This window comes from Aeromicrobium alkaliterrae (genome assembly GCF_039529015.1).
GTDB lineage: Bacteria > Actinomycetota > Actinomycetes > Propionibacteriales > Nocardioidaceae > Aeromicrobium > Aeromicrobium alkaliterrae.
Map to the genome: position 1 here is coordinate 311,823 of NZ_BAAAME010000005.1, position 19,154 is coordinate 330,976.

The following is a 19,154-nucleotide window of genomic DNA, read 5'->3' on the forward strand; positions in this document are numbered from 1 at the left end:
CCCCCCGCCTCGATGGTGCCGGTCGTGACCGACCTGAGTCGCGACCGCGCCACCCTCGCCGCTCGCGCGGTCGAGCAGGAACATCACCGCGTCTCACGTGATCTGCACGACTCCCTCGGCCAGACGCTCTCGGCGATATCCCTGAAGGGCGACCTCGCTCTCGTGCTCCTGGGCCGCGACCGCGACTCGGCCCGCCGTGAGGTCGGCGAGATCTCGCAGCTCGCCGGCTCCCTGATCGACGATCTCGTGAAGGTCGCTGCGGGCGAGCGGGGTGTGACCCTGGCTGACGAGCTCGACGGGGCGGTCAGCCTCCTCGCAGCATCTGGGGTGCGGACGCAGGTCGATCCCGACCTGCTCGATGGTCTCGTCGAGGTCGCACCCGGCACCGACGCGCTGTTGGGGTGGACCGTGCGGGAAGGCACGACGAACGTCCTGCGGCACTCCCGTGCCACCCTCGTCACGATTGACGGGTCGGTCGAGAACGGCCGATTCGCGCTGACGATGTCGAACGACGGGGCGCCGAGTCGAACTGCTCTGACCGGACATGGCGGGTCGGGTCTGGCAGGTCTGGCCGAACGCGCGAGCGCCCTGGGCGGCGCCGTCCAGACCGCGATCGACTCCGGCGAGTTCTCGCTCCGGGTGCTGGTCCCGCCCGATTCGTCCGTCCAAGCGCGGCGCCCCCACAGCGCCGCGACGCGGAGGGCACCGTGATCCGCGTGTTGATCGCCGAGGACCAGCACATGATTCGCGGCGCGCTCATCGCGCTGCTCAGCATGGAGGACGACATCGAGGTCGTCGCCGACCTCGACCGGGGCGACCACATCGTGACCGCCGCCGGAAGCACGTCCCCGGACATCGCGATCCTCGACATCGACCTGCCCGGACTCGACGGCCTGACCGCAGCCGGGCATTTGCGGCACGTTCTGCCCGACTGCCGGGTGCTGATCCTGACGGGCCTGGCGCAACCGGTGCACCTCCTGCGTGCCTTGGAGCTCCAGATCCGCGGGTTCCTGCCGAAGGACGCACCGGCCCACCAGCTGGCGGACGCCGTCCGCCGGGTCCATGCCGGCGAGCGGGTGCTCGACCCCTCGATGATCGCCGCGGCGCTCGAGACCGGGCACAGCCCCTTGACCGAGCGCGAGGCCGACGTGCTGCGCGCCGCCGAGAGCGGCACCACCACCGCCGAGATCGGTGCCCAGCTGCACCTCTCGCCCGCCACGGTGCGGAACTACATCTCCAACGCGGTCGCCAAGCTCGGTTCACGCAACAGGACCGAGGCCATCCGCACGGCTCGCGAAGCCGGCTGGCTCTGAGCTCAACGTCGATGACAGTTGTCACGACCGACCGGTGACAACGTCATCTGCCCCGGCGGCCCCGACGACGGCAGGCTGGAGTCACGGCCCGAGGACACGGGCACCCGACCCAGAAGGAATCGATCATGACGCAGTACCTGCTGTCCCTGCCCCACGACACCGACGACTCCCCCACCCTGGAGACCATGGACCCCGCCGACGCCGAGGCCGCGATGGCCGTCGCCGGCGCCTTCATCGAGGAGCTCATGGCCTCCGGTGCATTCGTGTTCGCCGGCGGCCTGCACCCGCCGGCCACTGCGATCACCGTCGACCACCGCGGTGACAAGCGGGAGCGGACCGACGGACCGTTCGTCGAGGCGCCCGAGTACCTCGGCGGGTTCTGGGTCATCGACGTCGCCAGCGAGGACGTCGCCGTCGAGTGGGCCGGCAAGGCATCCTCCGCGCTCGAGAGCCGCGTCGAGGTCCGTGCCCTCCAGGAAGCACCAGCCGATGCCGAGTCCGACGTCGCCTGACACCCGACCCGCCCCACGCTGCGCCGGGTCTCGGGCATCCGCGACCCGGCGCGCCTCACGTCCGGAGACCCGCATGAGCACACCCCGAGTCATCCACGCCGACGAGCTGCGCCCGCCCGGCAGCCGGACCCTGCGGTTCGAGGGCCAGGCCCACGGCTCGGGCGTCTCGTTCTACCTCGTCACCAACGACCCAGGACAAGGCCCCGACCTGCACCGACACCCGTACACCGAGACCTGGACCGTGCTCGAGGGTCAGGCCACGATCCGCATCGGCGACCAGGTCGTCGAGGCGACGACCGGTGACACCGCAGTCGTCCAACCTGACACCTGGCACGCCTTCACCAACACCGGCACGGGAGTCCTGCGCGTTATGTGCATCCACGCCTCCCCCACATTCATCCAGGAAGACGCCGTGTGACGGTCGCCCACCGTCCGCGTCGTTGAGCAGACAGCACCGTTGCCCGAGCGCCGGGCGGGCCAACTTCTCGGCCAGGGAGAGCGCACGAACGCAGTGCCACAATCATCGCCATGGACAACCAGACCCGCGTCGTCGCAGTGACCGGGGGCTCGCGCGGCATCGGAGAGGCGATCACTCGCCGCCTCGCGGCAAGTGGCTACGCCGTCCTCATCGGTTATCGGGCAGACCAGGCCACGGCCGAAACCCTTGCGGCCGAACTGAGATCTCAGGGCAACATGGCCTCCGCCCACGCCGTCGAGGTCACCGAGCCCGACTCCCTCGAAGCATTCCTCGACGCCGCTGATTGCCTGGGGCCGCTCAGCGGTGTCGTGGCCAACGCGGCCGCAGTACGTGCGGTCGGGCCCCTCGCAACCCTCGACCCGGCGCAGGTCCGCCACGACATCGAGGTCAACCTCCTCGGGCCATTGCTGACGTGCCGAGCAGCGGCACTGAGACTGCAGCCGAATCAGGGCTCGATCGTGCTTCTGGGCTCCGCCGCCACCACCAGTGGCAGCCCCGGCACCTACGTGCACTACGCAGCGGCGAAAGCCGGTGTCTCGACCCTGACCGTCGGCCTGTCCAAGGAGCTCGCCCCGTCCGGCGTTCGAGTCAACTGCGTCGAACCCGGGACCATCTGGACCGACTTCCACCTCGATCCGGACCGCCCCGCGAAAGTCGCCGCCACCATCCCGCTGGGGCGAGCCGGGCACCCTCACGAGATCGCCGGAGCCGTCGCGTGGCTCCTCTCCGACGACGCCGCCTACACGACTGGAGCCGTACTCCGGATCGCCGGCGGCTTGTAGTCGCCACCCCGGACCGTAGCCGGTGCATCGGGCTCGGTCCTCACCATCGCCCATGTCATCCCTTGTCTTGCTTATATATGTTATTCGTTATATAACGGATAGGTGAACACCTTCGCCGCTCTCGCGGATCCCACGCGTCGGCGCTTGGTCGAGGAGCTGGGTCGGGGTGAGCGGACAGCCGGTGAGCTCGCGGCACTGGCCCGCGACGAGTTCGGCCTGAGCCAGCCCGCCACGTCGCGCCACCTGCGGATCCTGCGCGACGCCGAGGTCGTGCAGTCGCGGGTCGACGGCGCTCGGCGGCTCTACACGCTCGAGCCGCAGTCACTGGAGACGATCGACGACTGGCTCGACCAGTTCCGCTCCCTCTGGTCGTCCGCCCTCGCGGCCCTGGGGACCGAGGTCGCCCGCGGGCGCCGCACTCCCACGCAGGACACCACGACCACCACCACCAACCAGGACGGAGTCGTCGCATGAACACCGCCACCCAGATCCACGAGGTAGTCCGGCGCCTGGCCAGCTCGGGCGACGGACACCGCATCGCGCTCGAGCAGACCTTCCCCACGACACCCGAGAACCTCTGGTCGGCGTGCACGGAACCGACACGCCTCGCACGCTGGTTCGAGCCCGCCGAGGGCGACCTGCACGAGTCGGGCCACTACCGCCTCACCGACAGCGGCACCCGAGGCACGATCTTGCACTGCGACTCGCCGCGGTCTCTGACGATCACGTGGGAGTACGAGGACGACGTCAGTCTCGTGGAGGTCACGATCGCCGGCGCCGAGGGCAGCGCGACCCTGACTCTCACCCACTCGGTGCCCGAGAACGACCACTGGCGCGAGTACGGGCCCGGCGCCGCCGGGGCCGGATGGGACGCGAGCCTGCTCGGCCTCGCCCTCCACCTCGCCGACGACCCGCGCGCCACCCCGGAGGCCATGGCCACGTTCGACGCCACCCCCGAAGGTGCCGAGTTCGTCGCGGCATCGCTCGGCGCGTGGGAGCGGGCCCACGTCGACGCCGGAGCGGACCCGACCGTGGCCCACGAGGCCAGCGAACGCGCCGCCAAGGCCTACCTCCAGCAGTGACCATCTCCTTTGCCCTGACCGGACCGAGAGGAACGAGCGCCGCATGACCGACCACGCACACATCACCGCCCGACTCACCCACCGCTACGACGCCACACCCGGCGACGTCTTCGACGCCTGGCTCGACCCTGAATCGGTCCAGCGTTGGATGGGGGCAGCTCTGTCCGAATCAGCGCCGGGAACCGAGCTGCTCCGCGTGGAGATCGACGCCAGGGTCGGCGGCACCTTCCGCTTCATCGACAGCCGCGACCCCGAGCAGGCCGGTCCGACCGGCCTCTACCTCGAGATCGACCGCCCCCGCCGACTGGCCTTCACCTGGCTGCCCGAGGAGGGCGAGCACTCCGTCGTCACGACCGACATCACCGCCGACGGCGACGGTGCGCTCCTGACGCTCACGCACGAGATGGAGGCGACCTGGGCCGACTACCTCAACCGCACGCAAGAGACCTGGGCGCGGATGGCCGACCAGGTTGGACGCCACCTCTCGGCCTGAGTCGGAAGTCAAGGATCTTGGACCTATGCTCGCCGCCCTCGTCGATCCCGACGACGACCTGATCAACCTCGTCGAAGCACAGGGATGAGGCTCACCGCCGACCTGGCCCACCACGTCCGGCGGTGCAGCGAAACCGGATCGGTCTAGCCTCGAGAGATGTCGGCAGGCAACTCTGAGATTCATGGCACCGCCCGGATGGTCATCCGTGAGGGCCAGCTCGAGGAATTCAAGCGGCTCGCCGCGCAGTGCATCGAGATCGTGCGCACCCAGGACACCGGGACCCTCGAGTACGAGTTCTTCCTGAACACGGACGGCACCGAGTGCCTCGTCCACGAGCGATAGCGCGACTCCGTCGCCGGCCTCGAGCACATGGCCAACATCGGTCCGATGATGGAGCTCCTCGCTGAGGTCTGCACGACCATCAGCGAGATCTGCGGCACCCCCTGCCCGGAACTGCGCAAGGCTCTCGAGGCCGCCGGAGTCACGTTCTACGGCCCGCTCGGGGCCTACTCGCTCTGACCGCGGCGACGCGCTGATCGCGACCGCCGTCCTCAACTGTCCAGGCGAACGTCGTCGTTGCGCCATTTACAGATTGAGTCCGACATGGGACATTATCTGTTGTGACTAGTCGGGAGTTCCTCACCATCGAGGAGACAGCGAACACCCTCGGGGTGTCGACCCGTCACGCCCGCCGGCTCGCAGACACCGGCGCCATCAGCCGCATCGCGCGAGGACTGATCGACCAACGGTCGGTCGATCGCTACCTCCAGTCGCAGCGCATGGGCCGCACCCGAGCCTGGGCCGAGCACACCGCCTGGGGAGCCGTCGCGATGCTCGCGGGCCTGGATGCCGACTGGCTCGGAACGACTCAGGCTTCGCGCCTCCGGCAGAGTCTGCGCGAGCTCACCGAGGTCGACGACCTCCTGACCCGGACCCGCGATCGTGCTCAGGTTCGTACCTTCGAGGCACACCGCGCGGCACTCCCCTGCCTCCGCGAGATCGTCGCCGTCTCCAACACGCGGGCACTCGGCCTCACCGACGCCGTGAACAGCAACATCGACGGCTATGTCGCCGCTAGCGACCTCGACACGATTTCTCGAGACCTCAGCCTGCGCGCCGACCCGTCCGGACCGGTCACACTGCGGGTGACCGGCTTCGACTTCGAACAGGTCCGCGTCCTGGTCGACACCTCCGTCATCGCGGCCCTGGACGCGGCCACCAGCACGGACCCGCGCGTGCGAGGTGTCGGCCACCGCGTGCTTGCCGAGTCGCTGAAGGCTTTCCGATGAGCGCCGCCCGCCCGACCATCGAGGTCGCCTCCCCACCAGGCGGATGGCCGACTCCCTGGCCCAGCGTTGCCGAACTGGCGGACGCCCTCCCGGCTGGTAGCTGGACCTTGGTCGGTGGACTGATGACGCAGCTCCACTCGATCCACCACGGCATGGGCGTCGTGCGTCCCACCAACGACGTCGACATCGTGCTGCACATCGAGAGCACGCGCGGCTCTCCCGGCAAGGTCGCCACTGCGCTCGAGGCGCTCGGCTACGAATTCCAGCCGAGCATCGACCCCCGCGCCAGCACCGCTCACCGATTCGTGCGCGGCACCACGGCCGTCGACCTCGTGGCCGGTGATGACCAGGTCGACGTCCTGATCGCCGACCACCCGGCACCACGCGTGATCGAGAAGCTTCGCGGCCACGACATGATCCGCATCGAAGGCGGCACTCAAGCGCTGCGGCGCACCGTCAACGCAAAGCTGGAGATCGCGGCCGGCACGGCCACGACGATCTCCATACCGCGCCCCTTCGGCGCACTCATCCTCAAGGCCGCCGCCTACACCGCCGACTCACGCGACCGCGAGCGACACCTCTTCGATGCTGCCGCGCTCCTCGCGTGCATCGACGACCCCTTTGCCGAGCGCGCCGGGTTCGCCGGCTCCGACCGTCGGCGACTCACCATCCTCGCCACGCGCCTCGACGCGGATCACCCGGCGTGGCGAGCGCTGCCCGGCAACCACCGCTCGCAGGCGCAACTGACACTCGACGTTCTCACCCAGGGCGACACATAGACAGCCAGCGACCACCGACTAGCGAGTCCGACATGAAGGACGAAGATGCTGGCTGCAGGGCGGACCCGAGCGAGCCCACCTGCCGAAGTTTGCAACACACTTCATGACGTCGTCTGATCTGACGCCCCTGGTGTCACTTGAGAGGGACCGACTTGTCGGCGAACAGCTTCCGCCCGTCTCCAAGCTCGACCCACGGCCACATTCGTGTGAAGGGCACGCCTTCCTCGGAGCGGACTCGTCGGAGGTCTGCAACCGGAATGTGAACCGTCACAGGTTCACCGCCCGGATCCACCACTGCGGGCAACGGTGAGCTCATGGCATGACGGTTCGGTACGAAGAGATTCCGCTGGCGATGTGTCCTTCCGCTGATGGACACGCCAAAGTTCAAGACACTCACCGGGGCGCCGCCACGGTTGATGACGCTCACCGATACTTGGTCGTCATCACGGAACTCCGGCGCGTGCGGCGGCCCATAGACGGGAATGACATACGAGGCTTCCACCTTGACGAGTCGCCCCGACGATCGATGCGCGACGATCTGCCACGCAAGCGACACGACCCCTGTGACCGCACCCAAGAGTCCCGTCCCCGCGCCGATCCATGCCAGCCACTCAGCGCTCACGTGCCTGCCTCGCCATCTAGCTCTTCGGACATGGCCAGCAGTTCCCTCGTCAGCGCCTCGTACCCCGACTTACCGACATTCCGGAACGGAGCGCGATCGGCGCCGGGAGGATTGAAACGATAGGTCTCGTTGCGCAGCGGTATGCCAGGCGTACCTCGCTCCAACGATCGCCGCAGATCTAGGAAGAAGCCTCGATCCTCCCCGCAGTCAGAATCCGGCTCGACCTCATCAAGCCACGAGAGTTCCTCGGCCTCCATCGCAGGAACTCCGCTGGTCTGCTCGTCCTGACGCTTGCCCTCGATGTGCTCACCCTGCCGCAACTGCCAGCCGATCTGATGAATGAGCTCAATGATGCGCCCAACGGCTTCGTCGTCCCGCAGGTCGGAAGGCGCGAGGGGATTGCCTAACTTGTCGATGTCGACGTAGAAGCCTCGCTGCTTCAGCTTGTCGTGCTTGGCAGCCCAGCGTTTGACTGAGCCCAGCATCAACGCGTTCTCGTCAGGGTGTGCAGGTTCGACGCCAAACCAGTACTCCTCGTCGCGCAAGAACTCGTAAACCAGGTCCAACTTCTTCTGATGGTTCGCCCAGAGGTCATCAAGCTCGTCGGACCGGAACGGCGTCCCCTCATCGAGACTTGGCATGCGGACCCGTCGCCGGTGGATCGCGATTGCCTTTCCAGACTCCTCCATGCCGAGAATGGCGAGGGCGCGAGCCAAGGCCGGGAGACCACGCTTCAGTACTTCACCGGCCTCGACCAGGAGGGCATCGGCGTTGGCCAGGAGGGCGTCTTGAAGGCGCTCCACCTGCTCGGGAGTCATGTCCGGAAGTCGACGCGTGGCCATGCGCTCAGTGTCCATCGCCCCACCGACAGTTCGCGGGCTCCGCGAATGCACGGACTCCTTTGCTCGACCCGCTTCCCTGACCAGGTGCGCGCACTCCATTGCCTTTGGTCGTGACCTGCTGCACGCCTGCTCGTCGAAGTCTCGCGCTCACAGTCTCCACACACCTCTTTCACTCAGCGTTCGGGTGATCACCGAGAGGCACTCCGGGGCCTTGTGGGGTGTGACGGTTTCTCTGCAAAAGCTCTCGGCCGGGTCGGGGTATGACTACCTGACCCGGCAGGTTGCTGTGCAGGACTCGACCGAGCTGGGGCGTTCTGCAATCGCTGACTATTACTCGGCCAAGGGCGAAGCCCCCGGCCGATGGATGGGGTCAGGTCTGGTCGGTATCGACGGGATCGAAGCGGGGGACGTCGTCACCGCCGAGCAGATGCTGCGGCTCTTCGGGCACGGTTGCGACCCGATCACCGAGGTCCCGTTGGGACGACGGTTCGCCGTGCTGACCGATGAAACCGGGGCCGAGTTCGACCGACGTGTCAAGAAGAAGCTGCAGCAACTACGCGCTGATCCGACCCCGACCGGAGCCGATAACAGGGCGCTGCGGTCGCGGGCGATGACCGAAGTCGCGCGGGAGATGTTCGACGCGCGGCATGGCCGGGCGCCGACGAATCAGCGTGAGCTCGATGCTGCGCTGAAACGGTTCAGTCGTCCGTCGCGAGCGGCGGTGTCGGGGTTTGATCTGACGTTCTCGCCGGTGAAGTCGGTCTCGACGCTATGGGCGATCGCGCCGCGCGAGATCGCTGAGGTGATCGAGCAGGCGCACGACAAAGCTGTCGCGGACGCGCTCGGCCTGTTGGAGCGGGAGGCGCTGTTCACGCGCGAGGGCAAGCAAGGTGCACGCCAGGTCGAGACGCGCGGGCTGATCGCGGCGGCATTCACGCACCGTGATTCGCGCGCTGGCGACCCGGATCTGCACACGCACGTGGCGGTCGCGAACAAGGTCCAGACCAAGGACGGCAAGTGGTTGTCGATCTACGGTCGGGTGCTCTACGAGTCAGTCGTCGCGGTCTCGGAGACCTACAACACCGCTCTCGAACGGCACTTAGTCGCGGACCTCGGACTGCGTTTCGAGGAGCGCCCCGACGCGAGCCGCGGTCGTCCGATCCGTGAGGTCTCGGGCGTTAATCGGGAGTTGAACGCGGCATGGTCGAAGCGGCGTCGCGACATCGTCTCGCGCCAGGGTGAGTTGTCGGCTCAGTTCCAGCGTGACCACGGTCGCCCGCCGACGCAGACCGAAGCGATCGCATTGGCGCAGCAAGCGAACCTCGAGACCCGCACCGCCAAGCACGGACCCCGCTCGTTCGCCGAGCAACGAGCCGCCTGGCGAGGCGAAGCCATCACCGTTCTGGGATCCGAACGCGCCATCGACATCATGGTCGATGCAGCGTTGACGTCGCCGGCCTCGCCCGGAGAGCGGGTCACGCAGGCCTGGTTCACTGACGCCGCTCACCGCACAATCGCCGAGCTTCAGTCTCGGCGCGCGACGTGGAAACCGACCCACGTCCGGGCCGAAGCCCAACGCCAGGTCCGGGCCGCGGACTGCCCCGTCCAACACATCGAGCGCGTCGTTGACGACCTCGTCAACGCCGTGGTCGCCCACCTCTCAGTCGCGCTGACGCCGGACCTGGACCCCGTCGACGACCCGGACATCCTGCGACGTTCGGACGGCAGTCGCGTCTATCGACACACCGGCCACGACCTCTACACGAGTCCAGGGATCCTGGCCGCCGAAGACCGCATCGGCGACGCTGCTGCGATGACCGGAGGCCGCCGAGTGGCACTCGAATCGGTGCGCATGGGAGTCGTCGAGGCGGCCGCGAACGGCACCACACTCAACTCCGGCCAGATCGAGTTGGTATCACAGATGGCCACGAGCGGTGCTCGTCTCCAGGTCGGCATCGCCGCCGCCGGCGCCGGCAAGACGACCGCCATGCGCGTCCTCGCGCACACCTGGGCGGCCGATAGTGGTGACGTCCTCGGGTTCGCCCCGTCGGCGTCGGCGGCTGCGAACCTGCAGGCCGAGACCGGAATCAGGTCCGACACACTCGCCAAGCTCACCCATGCATCCGGTGAGGAACTCAGGGCTTCGATCGGGCCGAGGACGTTGGTGGTGATCGACGAAGCCGGCATGGCGGACACCCTCAGCCTCGATGCCGCGATCACCCAGGCGCTCGACCACGGAGCATCGGTCCGACTGATCGGCGACGACCGGCAACTCTCAGCCGTCGGCGCCGGCGGAGTCCTGCGCGACATCGCCGCCACCCACGGGGCGGTGCGTCTGGATGAGGTGATGCGGTTCTCCGACCCCGCCGAAGCAGCTGCCACCCTCCAGCTCCGCGAAGGCAACACCGCCGCGCTCGGCTTCTACTTCGACACCAATCGCATCCACCTGGGCGACGCCACGACCTGCACCGACGACGCACTCCACGCGTGGTCGGCCGACCGTGCTGCGGGCCTGGATTCGATCATGCTCGCCCCCACCCGCGACCTGGTCACCACCCTCAACGAGCGCGCGCGATCCGCTCGACTCGGCGACCAGCAGCCCTCCGCCGAAGTCCCGCTGGCGGACGGGACGTCGGCCTCGGTCGGCGATACGATCCTGACCCGACGCAACGATCGACGGCTCGCGACGAGCGAGTCGGACTGGGTAAAGAACGGCGACCGCTGGACCATCACCGGCATCAGCGACGCCGGCATCCGAGCGCGTCACACCGGTAGCGGTCTGCACGTTGAGATACCGAAGTCGTACGTGGCCGAGCATGTCGACCTCGGGTACGCGACCACCGTGCACACCGCCCAGGGCGTCACCGCCGACACCATGCACGGCATCGCGACCGGCGATGAATCGCGTCAGCTCCTCTACACCATGCTGAGTCGAGGAAGGCACGCCAACCACCTCCACCTGGCCATCGCACCCGATGGCGACCCCCACCAGGTCATGCGCGCCGACACCCTCGATGCAACCACAGCAACAGAGGTCCTCGAGGCCATGATTCGCCGCGACGACTCCGCCCTCAGCGCGAGCGAGACCGCGCGGCTCACGTCCAGCGACGAGGCCCGCCTGCACACCGCGGTCATCCGCTACGCCGACGCCGTCCACGCCGGAGCAGTGCAAACTGCGGCACCCGGGCGCGCTCTGGAGCTGGCTCGGCACGCCGAGAACTGCGTCCCGGGTATCACCGAAGAGAGGTCGTGGGCGTCGCTGCTCGCCGAGATTCAACTTCGCGAAGCCGATGGCAGCGACGGCAAGGACCTACTCGAGATGCTCGCCCGACCATCGATCCTCTCCGGAGCAGACAGCCCAGCCGACGCCATGGGACGAGTGCTCCACGAGATTGAGCCCATCCGTGGTGGGCCCCTTCGCTGGCTCCCACGCATCCCTTCACAGCTCGCCCAAGACCGGACCTGGGGGCCGTACCTCCGCGAACGCCAGGACCAGGTCGCGGACCTGCGACACGTCATTTGGCAGGCCGCGGTCGACGAGCCCGCGGCAGCTGTGTGGGCTCCCGCAGGGGCACCGCTCGACCGTCACACCGTTGCCGAGGTCGACGTCTGGCGTGCCGCCCACGGCATCACCGATCCCGCTCAGGTCACCGGCCCGCCACGGACGGACTTCGTCGAACGAGCCCAACAGAGCACCCTCGACCGGCTTGTCGCCAACGGAGCCGGCCACGATGCCAAAGCCTGGATCGGTCCGATCGTCTACGTCGTTGGGCGATACGACTCGCATACCGTCACTCTCGCCAACGAGCTCGCGCTGCTCGCGGACTCCGGTCGCGACAGCCGTGGCCTCCTCACGACTGCGGCCGCCGAGGGTGATCTGCCCGACGATCACGCCACCGCCGCACTCCACTCTCGGATCACGCGCCTCGCCGCACCGCCCCAGAGAGACCGCACCTACGCACCGTTGCCTCGCCCCGCGGACACACCTGGATGTCGCCCGGACCGCCCACACCCTCGGGGTCCATCGCGCTGACGGGTCCGTGGTGCTGAGCTGCCCTCATCCACAGGCTGCGCGGCTCCGAAGTTATCCACCGATCGAAACTCACCTGCCGCGATGCGAACCAATGTGAACCAACGTGATCACCGACGGCCCCATTCGGGCCTTGTAGTACGAACCCGAAGTCAGTCACGAAGCGAGGCGAACGATGAATGAACCAGCCGTCGAACAGTCATTGGTGCCGCTGCTCCTGAGCGTCGAGCAAGCCGCAGAGATGCTGGGCATCGCACGCACATCGATGTTCAAACTGATCGGCACAGGGGAGGTCGAGTCGGTCCAGGTCGGACGACTTCGACGCATACCCATGGCCTGCTTGGAGGAGTTCGTCGAGCGTCTCCGCGGGTCCGTTCAGCGGGAGACCTGACGTGACCGGACGCAATCCCAACGCTGCCTCGACCGTCTACCTCGGCAACGACGGCCGCTGGCACGGACGAGTCAGCGTGGGCGTTAAAGGCGACGGATCACCGGACCGACGCCATGTCACGGGCAAGACGAAGTCCACCGTTGTGACGAAGGTACGCAAGCTGGAGAAGCTCCGAGACGCAGCACGCACGCCAGCCGTCGGATCGAAGTGGACCGTGGAGACCTGGCTGCTCTACTGGCTCGAATCCATCGTTCGGCCGAGCCTTCGTCACTCCAGCTACCAGGCGTATCGCACCGCCGTGGTGAAGCACCTGATCCCCGTCATCGGCGCCCAGCGACTCGATCGCCTGACACCCGAACACCTCGAGTCGGCGTACAGCCGTATGATCCAACGTGGTGCTCGACCGGCCACCGCGCACCAGGCACATCGCACCGTCCGCACCGCTTTGGGTGAAGCAGAACGGCGCAACCACGTCGTTCGAAACGTGGCCACTCTCGCCCGGGCGCCGAGGGTCCACGTCGAGCAGGTCGAACCGCTGACGCTCGAGGAAGTGCAGTTGATCCTCGCCGAGGCGAAGGAGGTTCGGAACGGCGCACGTTGGGCGGTTGCCCTGGCACTCGGACTCCGACAGGGCGAAGCGCTGGCGCTCAGGTGGTCCGACATCGATCTCGAGACGCGATCTCTTCGCGTGCGCGCGACGCGACTTCGCCCCGTCTACGAGCATGGCTGCGGGGGCACGTGCGGCAAGACTCCGGGCCGCTGCCCGCATGCCCGACGAAGCAACGGCGTGCTCGGACCAACGAAGTCCTCGGCCGGCCAGCGCGTCATCGGACTACCCACAGCGCTCGTCGACCTCCTCGAGCATCACCGCGAGGTGCAGGCGTCCGAGCGACGACATGCCGCATCACTCTGGACAGAGGAGGACTGGGTCTTCGCCAACCACACTGGCGGTCCGATCAACCTCAACTCCGACTACGTCGCCTGGCGCGACCTGCTGAAGTCGGCCGGCGTCCGCCATGTCCGACTGCACGACGCCCGCCACACCGCCGCCACCGTTCTGCTCGTCCTCGGCGTACCCGAACGCACTGTCATGTCAATCATGGGCTGGTCCAGTACCTCGATGGCCGCGCGCTATCAGCACGTCACCGACCCGATCAGGCGCGAAGTAGCTGACCGTGTGGGCGAACTGCTGTTTCCGCCCACGACCTGACGGAGCGACTGGCTTGGGACAGCCCTCGCCATTCGGACGATCCGGAGTGTCCGACCAAACCCGTACAGTCGTCTCACAGTCTCCGGTGAGCGAAAGTGTCTAAGTATGAAGCTGAAGCGGGTCGACATTCGCTACTTCAGGTCGTTCAACTACGACTTCGATCGCAAGACTCGTGATGAGTCCCCCCAAAACGACTGGGAAGCAACAGATCCATGGCGGCCATTCGTTCGAGTGCCGATCGATAAGCAGGTCACTGCGGTTGTGGGGTCGAACGAATCCGGTAAGAGCCAGTTGGTCGCAGCCATTCAGATGGGTCTTGGGCGCCTTCCTCTCGAGCGTGGCGACTTCTGCCGATACAGCGAACTTCATTCCGCAGAACAGGGGGCACGGCGTCTGCCTGAGTTTGGGATTGAGATCGAGCTTGAGGAGCAGGACTCCGTCGAGCGCTCCTCCCTAACCTTCCTCGCCGGAGCCAACTCCTTTGGGTACTACCGCCCAGGATCCGAACCATCATTCGCCGTGGTGGGCGCCAGCAAGGTCGATCTCACTGCCGAGCAACGGTCTGCCATTGAGCAGATTCTCCCGGACTGCTTTGTGCTGCGCACGGACCTGGCGGTGCCAAGTAGCGTCTCCATCCGAGAGTTGGCCGGCGCCACGCGGCATCCCCTCCACGAGAGGCGTAGGCGGGTTCAGCTTCTAGACGGACTGATCGGCGTTCAGCCGGCCGCACCAGAAGAGTCCGTTGAGATCGTCCGGAGCGCAATCACCCCCGGTGTCGACTTGGCCACGGCGCTCGCGGAAGAAAAGCGCAAGCGAGAGTTCGAGCTCGCCCGGCAGCTGCTGCTTGATATCGCACGGATCGATGTAGCTACCTTCAGCGACTTGCAAGTGGCGCTCGAAGCGGAAAAGGAGGGGCAGGTCGAGGCAGTTGTAAAGATCATCAATGACGCCATCCGCGCGAACCTGAACATCCAACGCTGGTGGACTCAGGACCGGGCTTTCGATCTGATGGTGGAGCCTCGCGAGCAGGAGCTTGCATTCGTTATTCAGGATCGAACTCGCTCAAAGTACTCATTTGATGAGCGGAGCCAGGGCCTTCGATTCTTCCTCAGCTACTTCGTTCAGATCACCGCTCATCGACTCCAGAACAGAAGGCCGGACATCCTGTTGCTCGACGAGCCAGACGCTTATCTGTCCAGCGCTGGTCAACAGGATTTGCTCCGCGTTCTCCAGAACTACGCAGATCCAGAAGACGGCGGCCCGGCTAGTCAAGTGGTCTACGTGACCCACTCGCCCTACTTGATCGACAAGAATCACCCGGAACGTGTGCGGGCACTCGACAAGGGATCCGAAGACCTGGGCACGCGGGTCGTGCCGAAGGCGGGCATCAACAGGTATGAGCCTCTTCGGTCTTCGATTGGCTCGGATGTCGCTCAGACGGTCTACGTCGGTGGAAAGAACTTGCTAGTGGAGGGCCAAGTCGATCAGATCCTCTTGACCGGACTGTCAACGGTCATCGCGACGGCCGACGGATCCAGCAGAGGGGTCCTTGACTTGAACGAAACCACGGTCGTTGCCTGTGGAGGCGCAGACGCCGTTCCGTACATGGCGTACCTGGCGCGGGGTCGCGATTCGACCAAGCCGCCGTGCGTCGCATTGCTCGACGGCGACGAAGCCGGGAAGCAGGCGGAGCGGGTCCTGCAACGTGGGGAAGCCCGAAAGCAGCGGATCTTGAAAGACGATTACATCGTCCGCTTGGACAAATGGGCTGCTGACCGGCCCGACCTCGAGAACGTGTTGGAGATCGAGAATCTCCTTCCCCTCTCTGTCATCAGACACGCAGCGCTCAATCACCTCGCGCGCTTTCGCCCGCTAAGCGAAGCGGACCTCTCGAACTTCACCGACGACCTGATCACTCAAGAGCTCGAGAAGACCAGCGGGAAGATCATCCCCGCAGTCAGCGCCGCCTACAGCCAAGCCTTTGAGGACGAACACATCGACAAGATGGGGCTCGCCACCGAAGTGGTGAATCTCGCGCGGATAGCTCCCGAAGCCGAGGGCGTCCCTCAACTCCTCTCAACTTTCCGTGCGCTGCTTGCTCACCTCGCCGAGCTCTTGGATCACGCGGCGTCCGAGGAAGCCCGGAAGAGAGCTGAGGACCGTCTGGAGCAGACAATCGCAGACTTCCTCCAGGACTACCCCGACGGGATGCGAAAGCACGACACTCGAAGGCTGCTGGCCGAGATCGAACTAGGGGTCTCGGGCTCTGATGCTGCGCCAATCCTCGCCGAAGCAATCGGCCGACTCCGGCAGGATTTCGAGTTGGACGATCCGACGCACCCGCTGGTCCCTCGGTTCGACGAATTCAGAGAAGCGATCCGCGCGCTTCAAACGCAGCGCGAACTAGCGACGCTGGAAGACGACGATCTTGACCCAGCGACAGAGGTCACGATCAAGAAGAAGAAGACGAAGAAGTAGCCGACGCAGCTTTCGGTCGCCGAATCATGGACCTCCCGACCTCGCAAACAACTCCTACGTGGGATCAACTGAGACCAAAACTGAGACCAAACGCGAAATCGGGCCCCGTACCGAGGAGGTGCGAGGCCCGAATTTCACTGGCGTTCTGGCGGAGGATAGGGGATTCGAACCCCTGAGAGCTTTCACTCAACCCGCTTTCCAAGCGAGCGCACTAGGCCACTATGCGAATCCTCCGCGGACGAGGTTACCGGTCGCCCTCCGGTTGGTGTGCACCCGCCCGGTCGGTACAGTGTTCGCAGCCCCTCGCGTGGCGACATCTCACCCAACTCCCCCAGGGCCGGAAGGCAGCAAGGGTCAGTGTGCTCTGTCGGGTACGCGAGGGGTCCTTGCTTTCCCGGCACCCGCCCCGAGCGGTGAGTTAGCGTCCGGACATGCGAACGGGCGGTGACCCAGCGTCCGTTCCGGAGTCGGAAACGGACTCTGACTCACCGCCCGAGGGCGGGCGTCAGGCGAGGGGCTCGAGCACGTCGTGGTCGCGGATGCCGTCGGCCAGGACCGCACGGTGGTCGGCGCCGCCGCCCAGCCAGTGGTCGAGAGCCGTGAGCCGGCTCGTGTAGTGACCCACCGAGTACTCGGCCGTCATGCCGATGCCGCCGTGCAGCTGGATCGCCTCCTGGCCGATGTGACGGCTCGTGCGGCTGACGATGGCCTTCGCCCGTGACGCCGCCTCCCCCGCACGCTCCGGCGCATCGGCGAGCACCAGCGTGGCCCACATGACCGTGCTGCGCGCGAGCTCCATCGACACGTACAGGTCGGCGGCCCGGAAGGTCAGCGCCTGGAACGTGTTGAGCGTGACGCCGAACTGCTTGCGCGTCTTCAGGTACTCCACGGTCTGCGACAGCGCGACCTCCATCGCGCCGAGCGCCTCGTGGCAGTACGCGATGCGCGCCGCCGCCAGCACCTCCTCGATCGTCGCCGACCGGTCGCCCTGCTCACCGAGCCGCACGGCCGGGGTCGAGGCCAGCTCGACGCGTGCCGCGCGACCCCCGTCGTGCGTGCGGTAGCCCGTACGGGTCAGACCCTCGGCGTCACCCTTGACGAGGAACAGCTCCACGCCACGGTCGGTCACGGCGCTGACGACGAGCTCGTCGGCCCGCGCACCGTGCAGCACGGGCTCCTTGGCGCCCGTCAGCGTCACCGTCTCGCCCTCGCCGGAGGCCGAGACGGCCTGGCCGGAGTCGAGCAGCGCGGGGATCAGGACGGTCGAGCCCTCGGAGAGGCGCCCGAGCACGTCGGCCCGCTGCTCGGCCGTGCCCGCAGCGGCCACGAGGCCACCGGCCAGCACGACCGACTCGATGATCGGCTCGGGAGCGAGCACGCGCCCGATCTCCTCGGCCACGACCGAGACCTCGACGGGCCCGGCGCCAGAGCCACCGTCCTCCTCCGAGAACGGCAGACCGAGCACGCCGAGCTCGGCGATACGGGTCCAGACGCTCTCGTCGAAGCCGGGATCGGCCTCGACGACGCGCCGACGGTCCTCCGAGGAGGGGTAGGCCTTGCCGAGCAGTGCGCGAACCGCGTCGCGCAGCGCCACGGTCTCGCTGTCATAGGTGAAGTCCATGTCCCGTCCTCACAGTCCCAGGATCGTGCCGGAGATGATCTGTCGCTGAACCTCGTTCGAGCCGCCGTAGATCGACGCCTTCCGGAAGTTCAGGTACTGCGGCGTCGAGACGCGCGCCCAGCCCGGGGTCTCCGAGCCGTCGCCGGCCCCCGAGGCCAGCGACCACGGCCCGGCCAGGTCGACGTAGAGCTCGGTCACGGCCTGCTGCAGCTCGGTGCCGCGCAGCTTGAGCACCGATGACGCTGGGTGCGGCTTGCCCTCGGCCGAGTGCGCCACGACCCGCAGGGCCGTCAGCTCGAGCGCGAGCAGCTCGTTCTCGAGCTCGGCGACGCGCGTCGCGAGCACGGGGTCGTTGAGCCGGTCGCCCGCGACCTTCTTCGCGTCCGCCAGCCAGCGCTTGGTGGTGCCCACGGGGGCCACGCCGACGCGCTCGTTGCCGAGCAGGAACTTGGCGTAGTTCCAGCCCTTGTTCTCCTCGCCCACGAGGTTCTCGGCCGGCACGCGGACGTCCTCGAAGAAGACCTCGTTGACCTCGTGGCCGCCGTCGATCAGCTGGATGGGGCGGACCGTCAGGCCCGGCGAGGTCATGTCGATCAGGAGCATCGAGATGCCGGCCTGCTTCTTCACGTTCGGGTCGGTGCGCACGAGCGTGAAGATCCAGTCGCCGTACTGGCCGAGCGTGGTCCACGTCTTCTGGCCGTTCACGACGTACTCGTCGCCGTCGCGGACCGCCGTGGTGCGCAGCGACGCCAGGTCGGAACCGGCGTCGGGCTCGGAGAAGCCCTGCGACCACCAGATGTCGAGGTTGGCCGTCTTCGGCAGGAAGCGCTCCTTCATCTCCTGCGACGCGAACGCCGCGAGGACCGGACCGATCATGCTGGCGTTGAACGCGAGCGGGATCGGCACGCCGGCGAGCTGCATCTCCTCGTGCCAGAGGTGGCGCTGGAGCTGGCTCCAGTCGCGCCCGCCCCACTCGACGGGCCAGTTCGGCACCGCGAGACCCTCGGCGTTCAACGCGCGCTGGGACTCGACGATGTCGTCCTTGCTGAGCTCCTGACGGTTCAGGACCTTCGTGCGGATGTGCTCGGGGAACTGCGTCGTGAAGTACTCCCGCATCTCGTCGCGGAAGCGGGCGTCCTCGTCGGACAGGCGAAGCTTCATGTGACCTCCAGGCCAGGCTAAGCAGGTGCTTACTGGACAGTAGCCGTCGTGCGGGCACGAGGCCAGACCGC

General features: G+C 67.0%; 20 protein-coding genes, 1 tRNA gene and 1 other RNA gene. 17 read left to right on the top strand and 5 right to left on the bottom strand.

What is annotated here, in order from left to right; translation table 11 throughout:
- The 12 genes from ABD127_RS15590 to ABD127_RS15645 all read left to right on the top strand — a co-directional run.
- A partial coding sequence (locus ABD127_RS15590; RefSeq protein ID WP_344203167.1) for a sensor histidine kinase occupies nt 1-711 on the top strand: 711 nt, incomplete at its 5' end.
- Entirely contained in the window at nt 708-1,313 is a 606-nt protein-coding gene (locus tag ABD127_RS15595; protein WP_344203168.1) for a response regulator, read from the top strand. The genes ABD127_RS15590 and ABD127_RS15595, both read left to right, overlap by 4 nt.
- A 125-nt stretch (nt 1,314-1,438) precedes the next feature.
- Nucleotides 1,439-1,825 carry a YciI family protein gene (locus tag ABD127_RS15600; protein ID WP_344203169.1) on the top strand — a complete coding sequence of 129 codons (387 nt, stop codon included), beginning with the start codon at nt 1,439-1,441 and terminating at the stop codon, nt 1,823-1,825.
- A 73-nt stretch (nt 1,826-1,898) separates the two neighbouring features.
- Nucleotides 1,899-2,243, top strand: a complete 345-nt coding sequence (locus ABD127_RS15605) for a cupin domain-containing protein (RefSeq protein ID WP_344203170.1) — start codon at nt 1,899-1,901, stop codon at nt 2,241-2,243.
- Between the two features lie 110 nt (nt 2,244-2,353).
- The gene (locus tag ABD127_RS15610; protein ID WP_344203172.1) at nt 2,354-3,085 is read left to right on the top strand and encodes an SDR family NAD(P)-dependent oxidoreductase; all 732 of its coding nucleotides are present in this window, start codon (nt 2,354-2,356) and stop codon (nt 3,083-3,085) included.
- A 102-nt stretch (nt 3,086-3,187) separates the two neighbouring features.
- On the top strand, nt 3,188-3,559 hold the full coding sequence (locus ABD127_RS15615; RefSeq protein ID WP_344203174.1) for an ArsR/SmtB family transcription factor: 372 nt from the start codon (nt 3,188-3,190) through the stop codon (nt 3,557-3,559).
- Nucleotides 3,556-4,167 carry an SRPBCC family protein gene (locus ABD127_RS15620; RefSeq protein ID WP_344203175.1) on the top strand — a complete coding sequence of 204 codons (612 nt, stop codon included), beginning with the start codon at nt 3,556-3,558 and terminating at the stop codon, nt 4,165-4,167. Before ABD127_RS15615 ends, ABD127_RS15620 begins: the two co-directional genes overlap by 4 nt.
- A gap of 43 nt (nt 4,168-4,210) precedes the next feature.
- Nucleotides 4,211-4,660, top strand: coding sequence for an SRPBCC family protein (locus ABD127_RS15625; protein WP_344203176.1), 450 nt, complete (start codon nt 4,211-4,213; stop codon nt 4,658-4,660).
- 156 nt (nt 4,661-4,816) lie between these two features.
- The gene (locus ABD127_RS15630; protein WP_344203177.1) at nt 4,817-5,002 is read left to right on the top strand and encodes an antibiotic biosynthesis monooxygenase; all 186 of its coding nucleotides are present in this window, start codon (nt 4,817-4,819) and stop codon (nt 5,000-5,002) included.
- Between the two features lie 27 nt (nt 5,003-5,029).
- Nucleotides 5,030-5,179: a hypothetical protein gene (locus ABD127_RS15635; RefSeq protein WP_344203179.1), complete on the top strand. Its 150-nt coding sequence runs from the start codon at nt 5,030-5,032 to the stop codon at nt 5,177-5,179.
- A gap of 101 nt (nt 5,180-5,280) precedes the next feature.
- Nucleotides 5,281-5,949 (top strand): helix-turn-helix domain-containing protein, encoded by a 669-nt coding sequence (locus ABD127_RS15640; RefSeq protein WP_486303286.1) that lies wholly within the window; start codon nt 5,281-5,283, stop codon nt 5,947-5,949.
- Nucleotides 5,946-6,728, top strand: coding sequence for a hypothetical protein (locus tag ABD127_RS15645; protein WP_344203183.1), 783 nt, complete (start codon nt 5,946-5,948; stop codon nt 6,726-6,728). The genes ABD127_RS15640 and ABD127_RS15645 overlap by 4 nt, the downstream gene beginning before the upstream one ends.
- Before the next feature lie 133 nt (nt 6,729-6,861).
- Here the strand turns inward: ABD127_RS15645 and ABD127_RS15650 are convergent, their stop codons facing one another.
- Together ABD127_RS15650 and ABD127_RS15655 are read right to left on the bottom strand one after the other, a co-directional pair.
- A complete protein-coding gene (locus ABD127_RS15650; protein WP_344203185.1) occupies nt 6,862-7,350 on the bottom strand; it encodes a hypothetical protein in 489 nt (162 codons plus the stop codon).
- Complete coding sequence (locus tag ABD127_RS15655; RefSeq protein WP_344203186.1) at nt 7,347-8,192, bottom strand: AbiV family abortive infection protein; 846 nt, start codon at nt 8,190-8,192, stop codon at nt 7,347-7,349. The genes ABD127_RS15650 and ABD127_RS15655 overlap by 4 nt, the downstream gene beginning before the upstream one ends.
- Nucleotides 8,193-8,376: 184 nt before the next feature.
- On the opposite strand from ABD127_RS15655, the gene mobF reads away from it, so the two are divergent.
- The 4 genes from mobF to ABD127_RS15675 all read left to right on the top strand — a co-directional run bounded on the left by mobF (nt 8,377) and on the right by ABD127_RS15675 (nt 16,301).
- Nucleotides 8,377-12,225: a MobF family relaxase gene (gene mobF / locus ABD127_RS15660; protein ID WP_344203188.1), complete on the top strand. Its 3,849-nt coding sequence runs from the start codon at nt 8,377-8,379 to the stop codon at nt 12,223-12,225.
- A gap of 172 nt (nt 12,226-12,397) precedes the next feature.
- On the top strand, nt 12,398-12,613 hold the full coding sequence (locus tag ABD127_RS15665; RefSeq protein WP_344203190.1) for a helix-turn-helix domain-containing protein: 216 nt from the start codon (nt 12,398-12,400) through the stop codon (nt 12,611-12,613).
- A gap of 1 nt (nt 12,614) precedes the next feature.
- Nucleotides 12,615-13,823, top strand: coding sequence for a tyrosine-type recombinase/integrase (locus ABD127_RS15670; RefSeq protein ID WP_344203191.1), 1,209 nt, complete (start codon nt 12,615-12,617; stop codon nt 13,821-13,823).
- Between the two features lie 105 nt (nt 13,824-13,928).
- A complete protein-coding gene (locus tag ABD127_RS15675; RefSeq protein ID WP_344203193.1) occupies nt 13,929-16,301 on the top strand; it encodes an AAA family ATPase in 2,373 nt (790 codons plus the stop codon).
- Nucleotides 16,302-16,447: 146 nt separating this feature from the next.
- Here ABD127_RS15675 and ABD127_RS15680 read toward each other — a convergent pair.
- Nucleotides 16,448-16,535: transfer RNA gene (locus tag ABD127_RS15680), tRNA-Ser, on the bottom strand.
- 60 nt (nt 16,536-16,595) lie between these two features.
- Here ABD127_RS15680 and ffs point away from each other — a divergent pair.
- An RNA gene (gene ffs / locus ABD127_RS15685) (signal recognition particle sRNA small type) lies at nt 16,596-16,692 on the top strand.
- 114 nt (nt 16,693-16,806) lie between these two features.
- Here the strand turns inward: ffs and ABD127_RS15690 are convergent.
- Together ABD127_RS15690 and ABD127_RS15695 are read right to left on the bottom strand one after the other, a co-directional pair.
- A complete protein-coding gene (locus ABD127_RS15690) occupies nt 16,807-17,922 on the bottom strand; it encodes an acyl-CoA dehydrogenase family protein (protein ID WP_344203195.1) in 1,116 nt (371 codons plus the stop codon).
- Between the two features lie 9 nt (nt 17,923-17,931).
- A complete protein-coding gene (locus tag ABD127_RS15695) occupies nt 17,932-19,083 on the bottom strand; it encodes an acyl-CoA dehydrogenase family protein (RefSeq protein ID WP_344203197.1) in 1,152 nt (383 codons plus the stop codon).
- Nucleotides 19,084-19,154: the final 71 nt, after the last annotated feature.

Bases quoted from the DNA above. Each gene is read 5' to 3' on its own strand.
- ABD127_RS15605 (WP_344203170.1), top strand. From the start codon at position 1,899: ATGAGCACACCCCGAGTCATCCACGCCGACGAGCTGCGCCCGCCCGGC.
- ABD127_RS15610 (WP_344203172.1), top strand. From the start codon at position 2,354: ATGGACAACCAGACCCGCGTCGTCGCAGTGACCGGGGGCTCGCGCGGC.
- ABD127_RS15695 (WP_344203197.1), bottom strand. From the start codon at position 19,083: ATGAAGCTTCGCCTGTCCGACGAGGACGCCCGCTTCCGCGACGAGATG.
- ABD127_RS15655 (WP_344203186.1), bottom strand. From the start codon at position 8,192: ATGGCCACGCGTCGACTTCCGGACATGACTCCCGAGCAGGTGGAGCGC.
- ABD127_RS15635 (WP_344203179.1), top strand. From the start codon at position 5,030: ATGGCCAACATCGGTCCGATGATGGAGCTCCTCGCTGAGGTCTGCACG.
- ABD127_RS15620 (WP_344203175.1), top strand. From the start codon at position 3,556: ATGAACACCGCCACCCAGATCCACGAGGTAGTCCGGCGCCTGGCCAGC.
- ABD127_RS15630 (WP_344203177.1), top strand. From the start codon at position 4,817: ATGTCGGCAGGCAACTCTGAGATTCATGGCACCGCCCGGATGGTCATC.
- ABD127_RS15690 (WP_344203195.1), bottom strand. From the start codon at position 17,922: ATGGACTTCACCTATGACAGCGAGACCGTGGCGCTGCGCGACGCGGTT.
- ABD127_RS15675 (WP_344203193.1), top strand. From the start codon at position 13,929: ATGAAGCTGAAGCGGGTCGACATTCGCTACTTCAGGTCGTTCAACTAC.
- ABD127_RS15645 (WP_344203183.1), top strand. From the start codon at position 5,946: ATGAGCGCCGCCCGCCCGACCATCGAGGTCGCCTCCCCACCAGGCGGA.
- ABD127_RS15625 (WP_344203176.1), top strand. From the start codon at position 4,211: ATGACCGACCACGCACACATCACCGCCCGACTCACCCACCGCTACGAC.
- ABD127_RS15665 (WP_344203190.1), top strand. From the start codon at position 12,398: ATGAATGAACCAGCCGTCGAACAGTCATTGGTGCCGCTGCTCCTGAGC.
- ABD127_RS15600 (WP_344203169.1), top strand. From the start codon at position 1,439: ATGACGCAGTACCTGCTGTCCCTGCCCCACGACACCGACGACTCCCCC.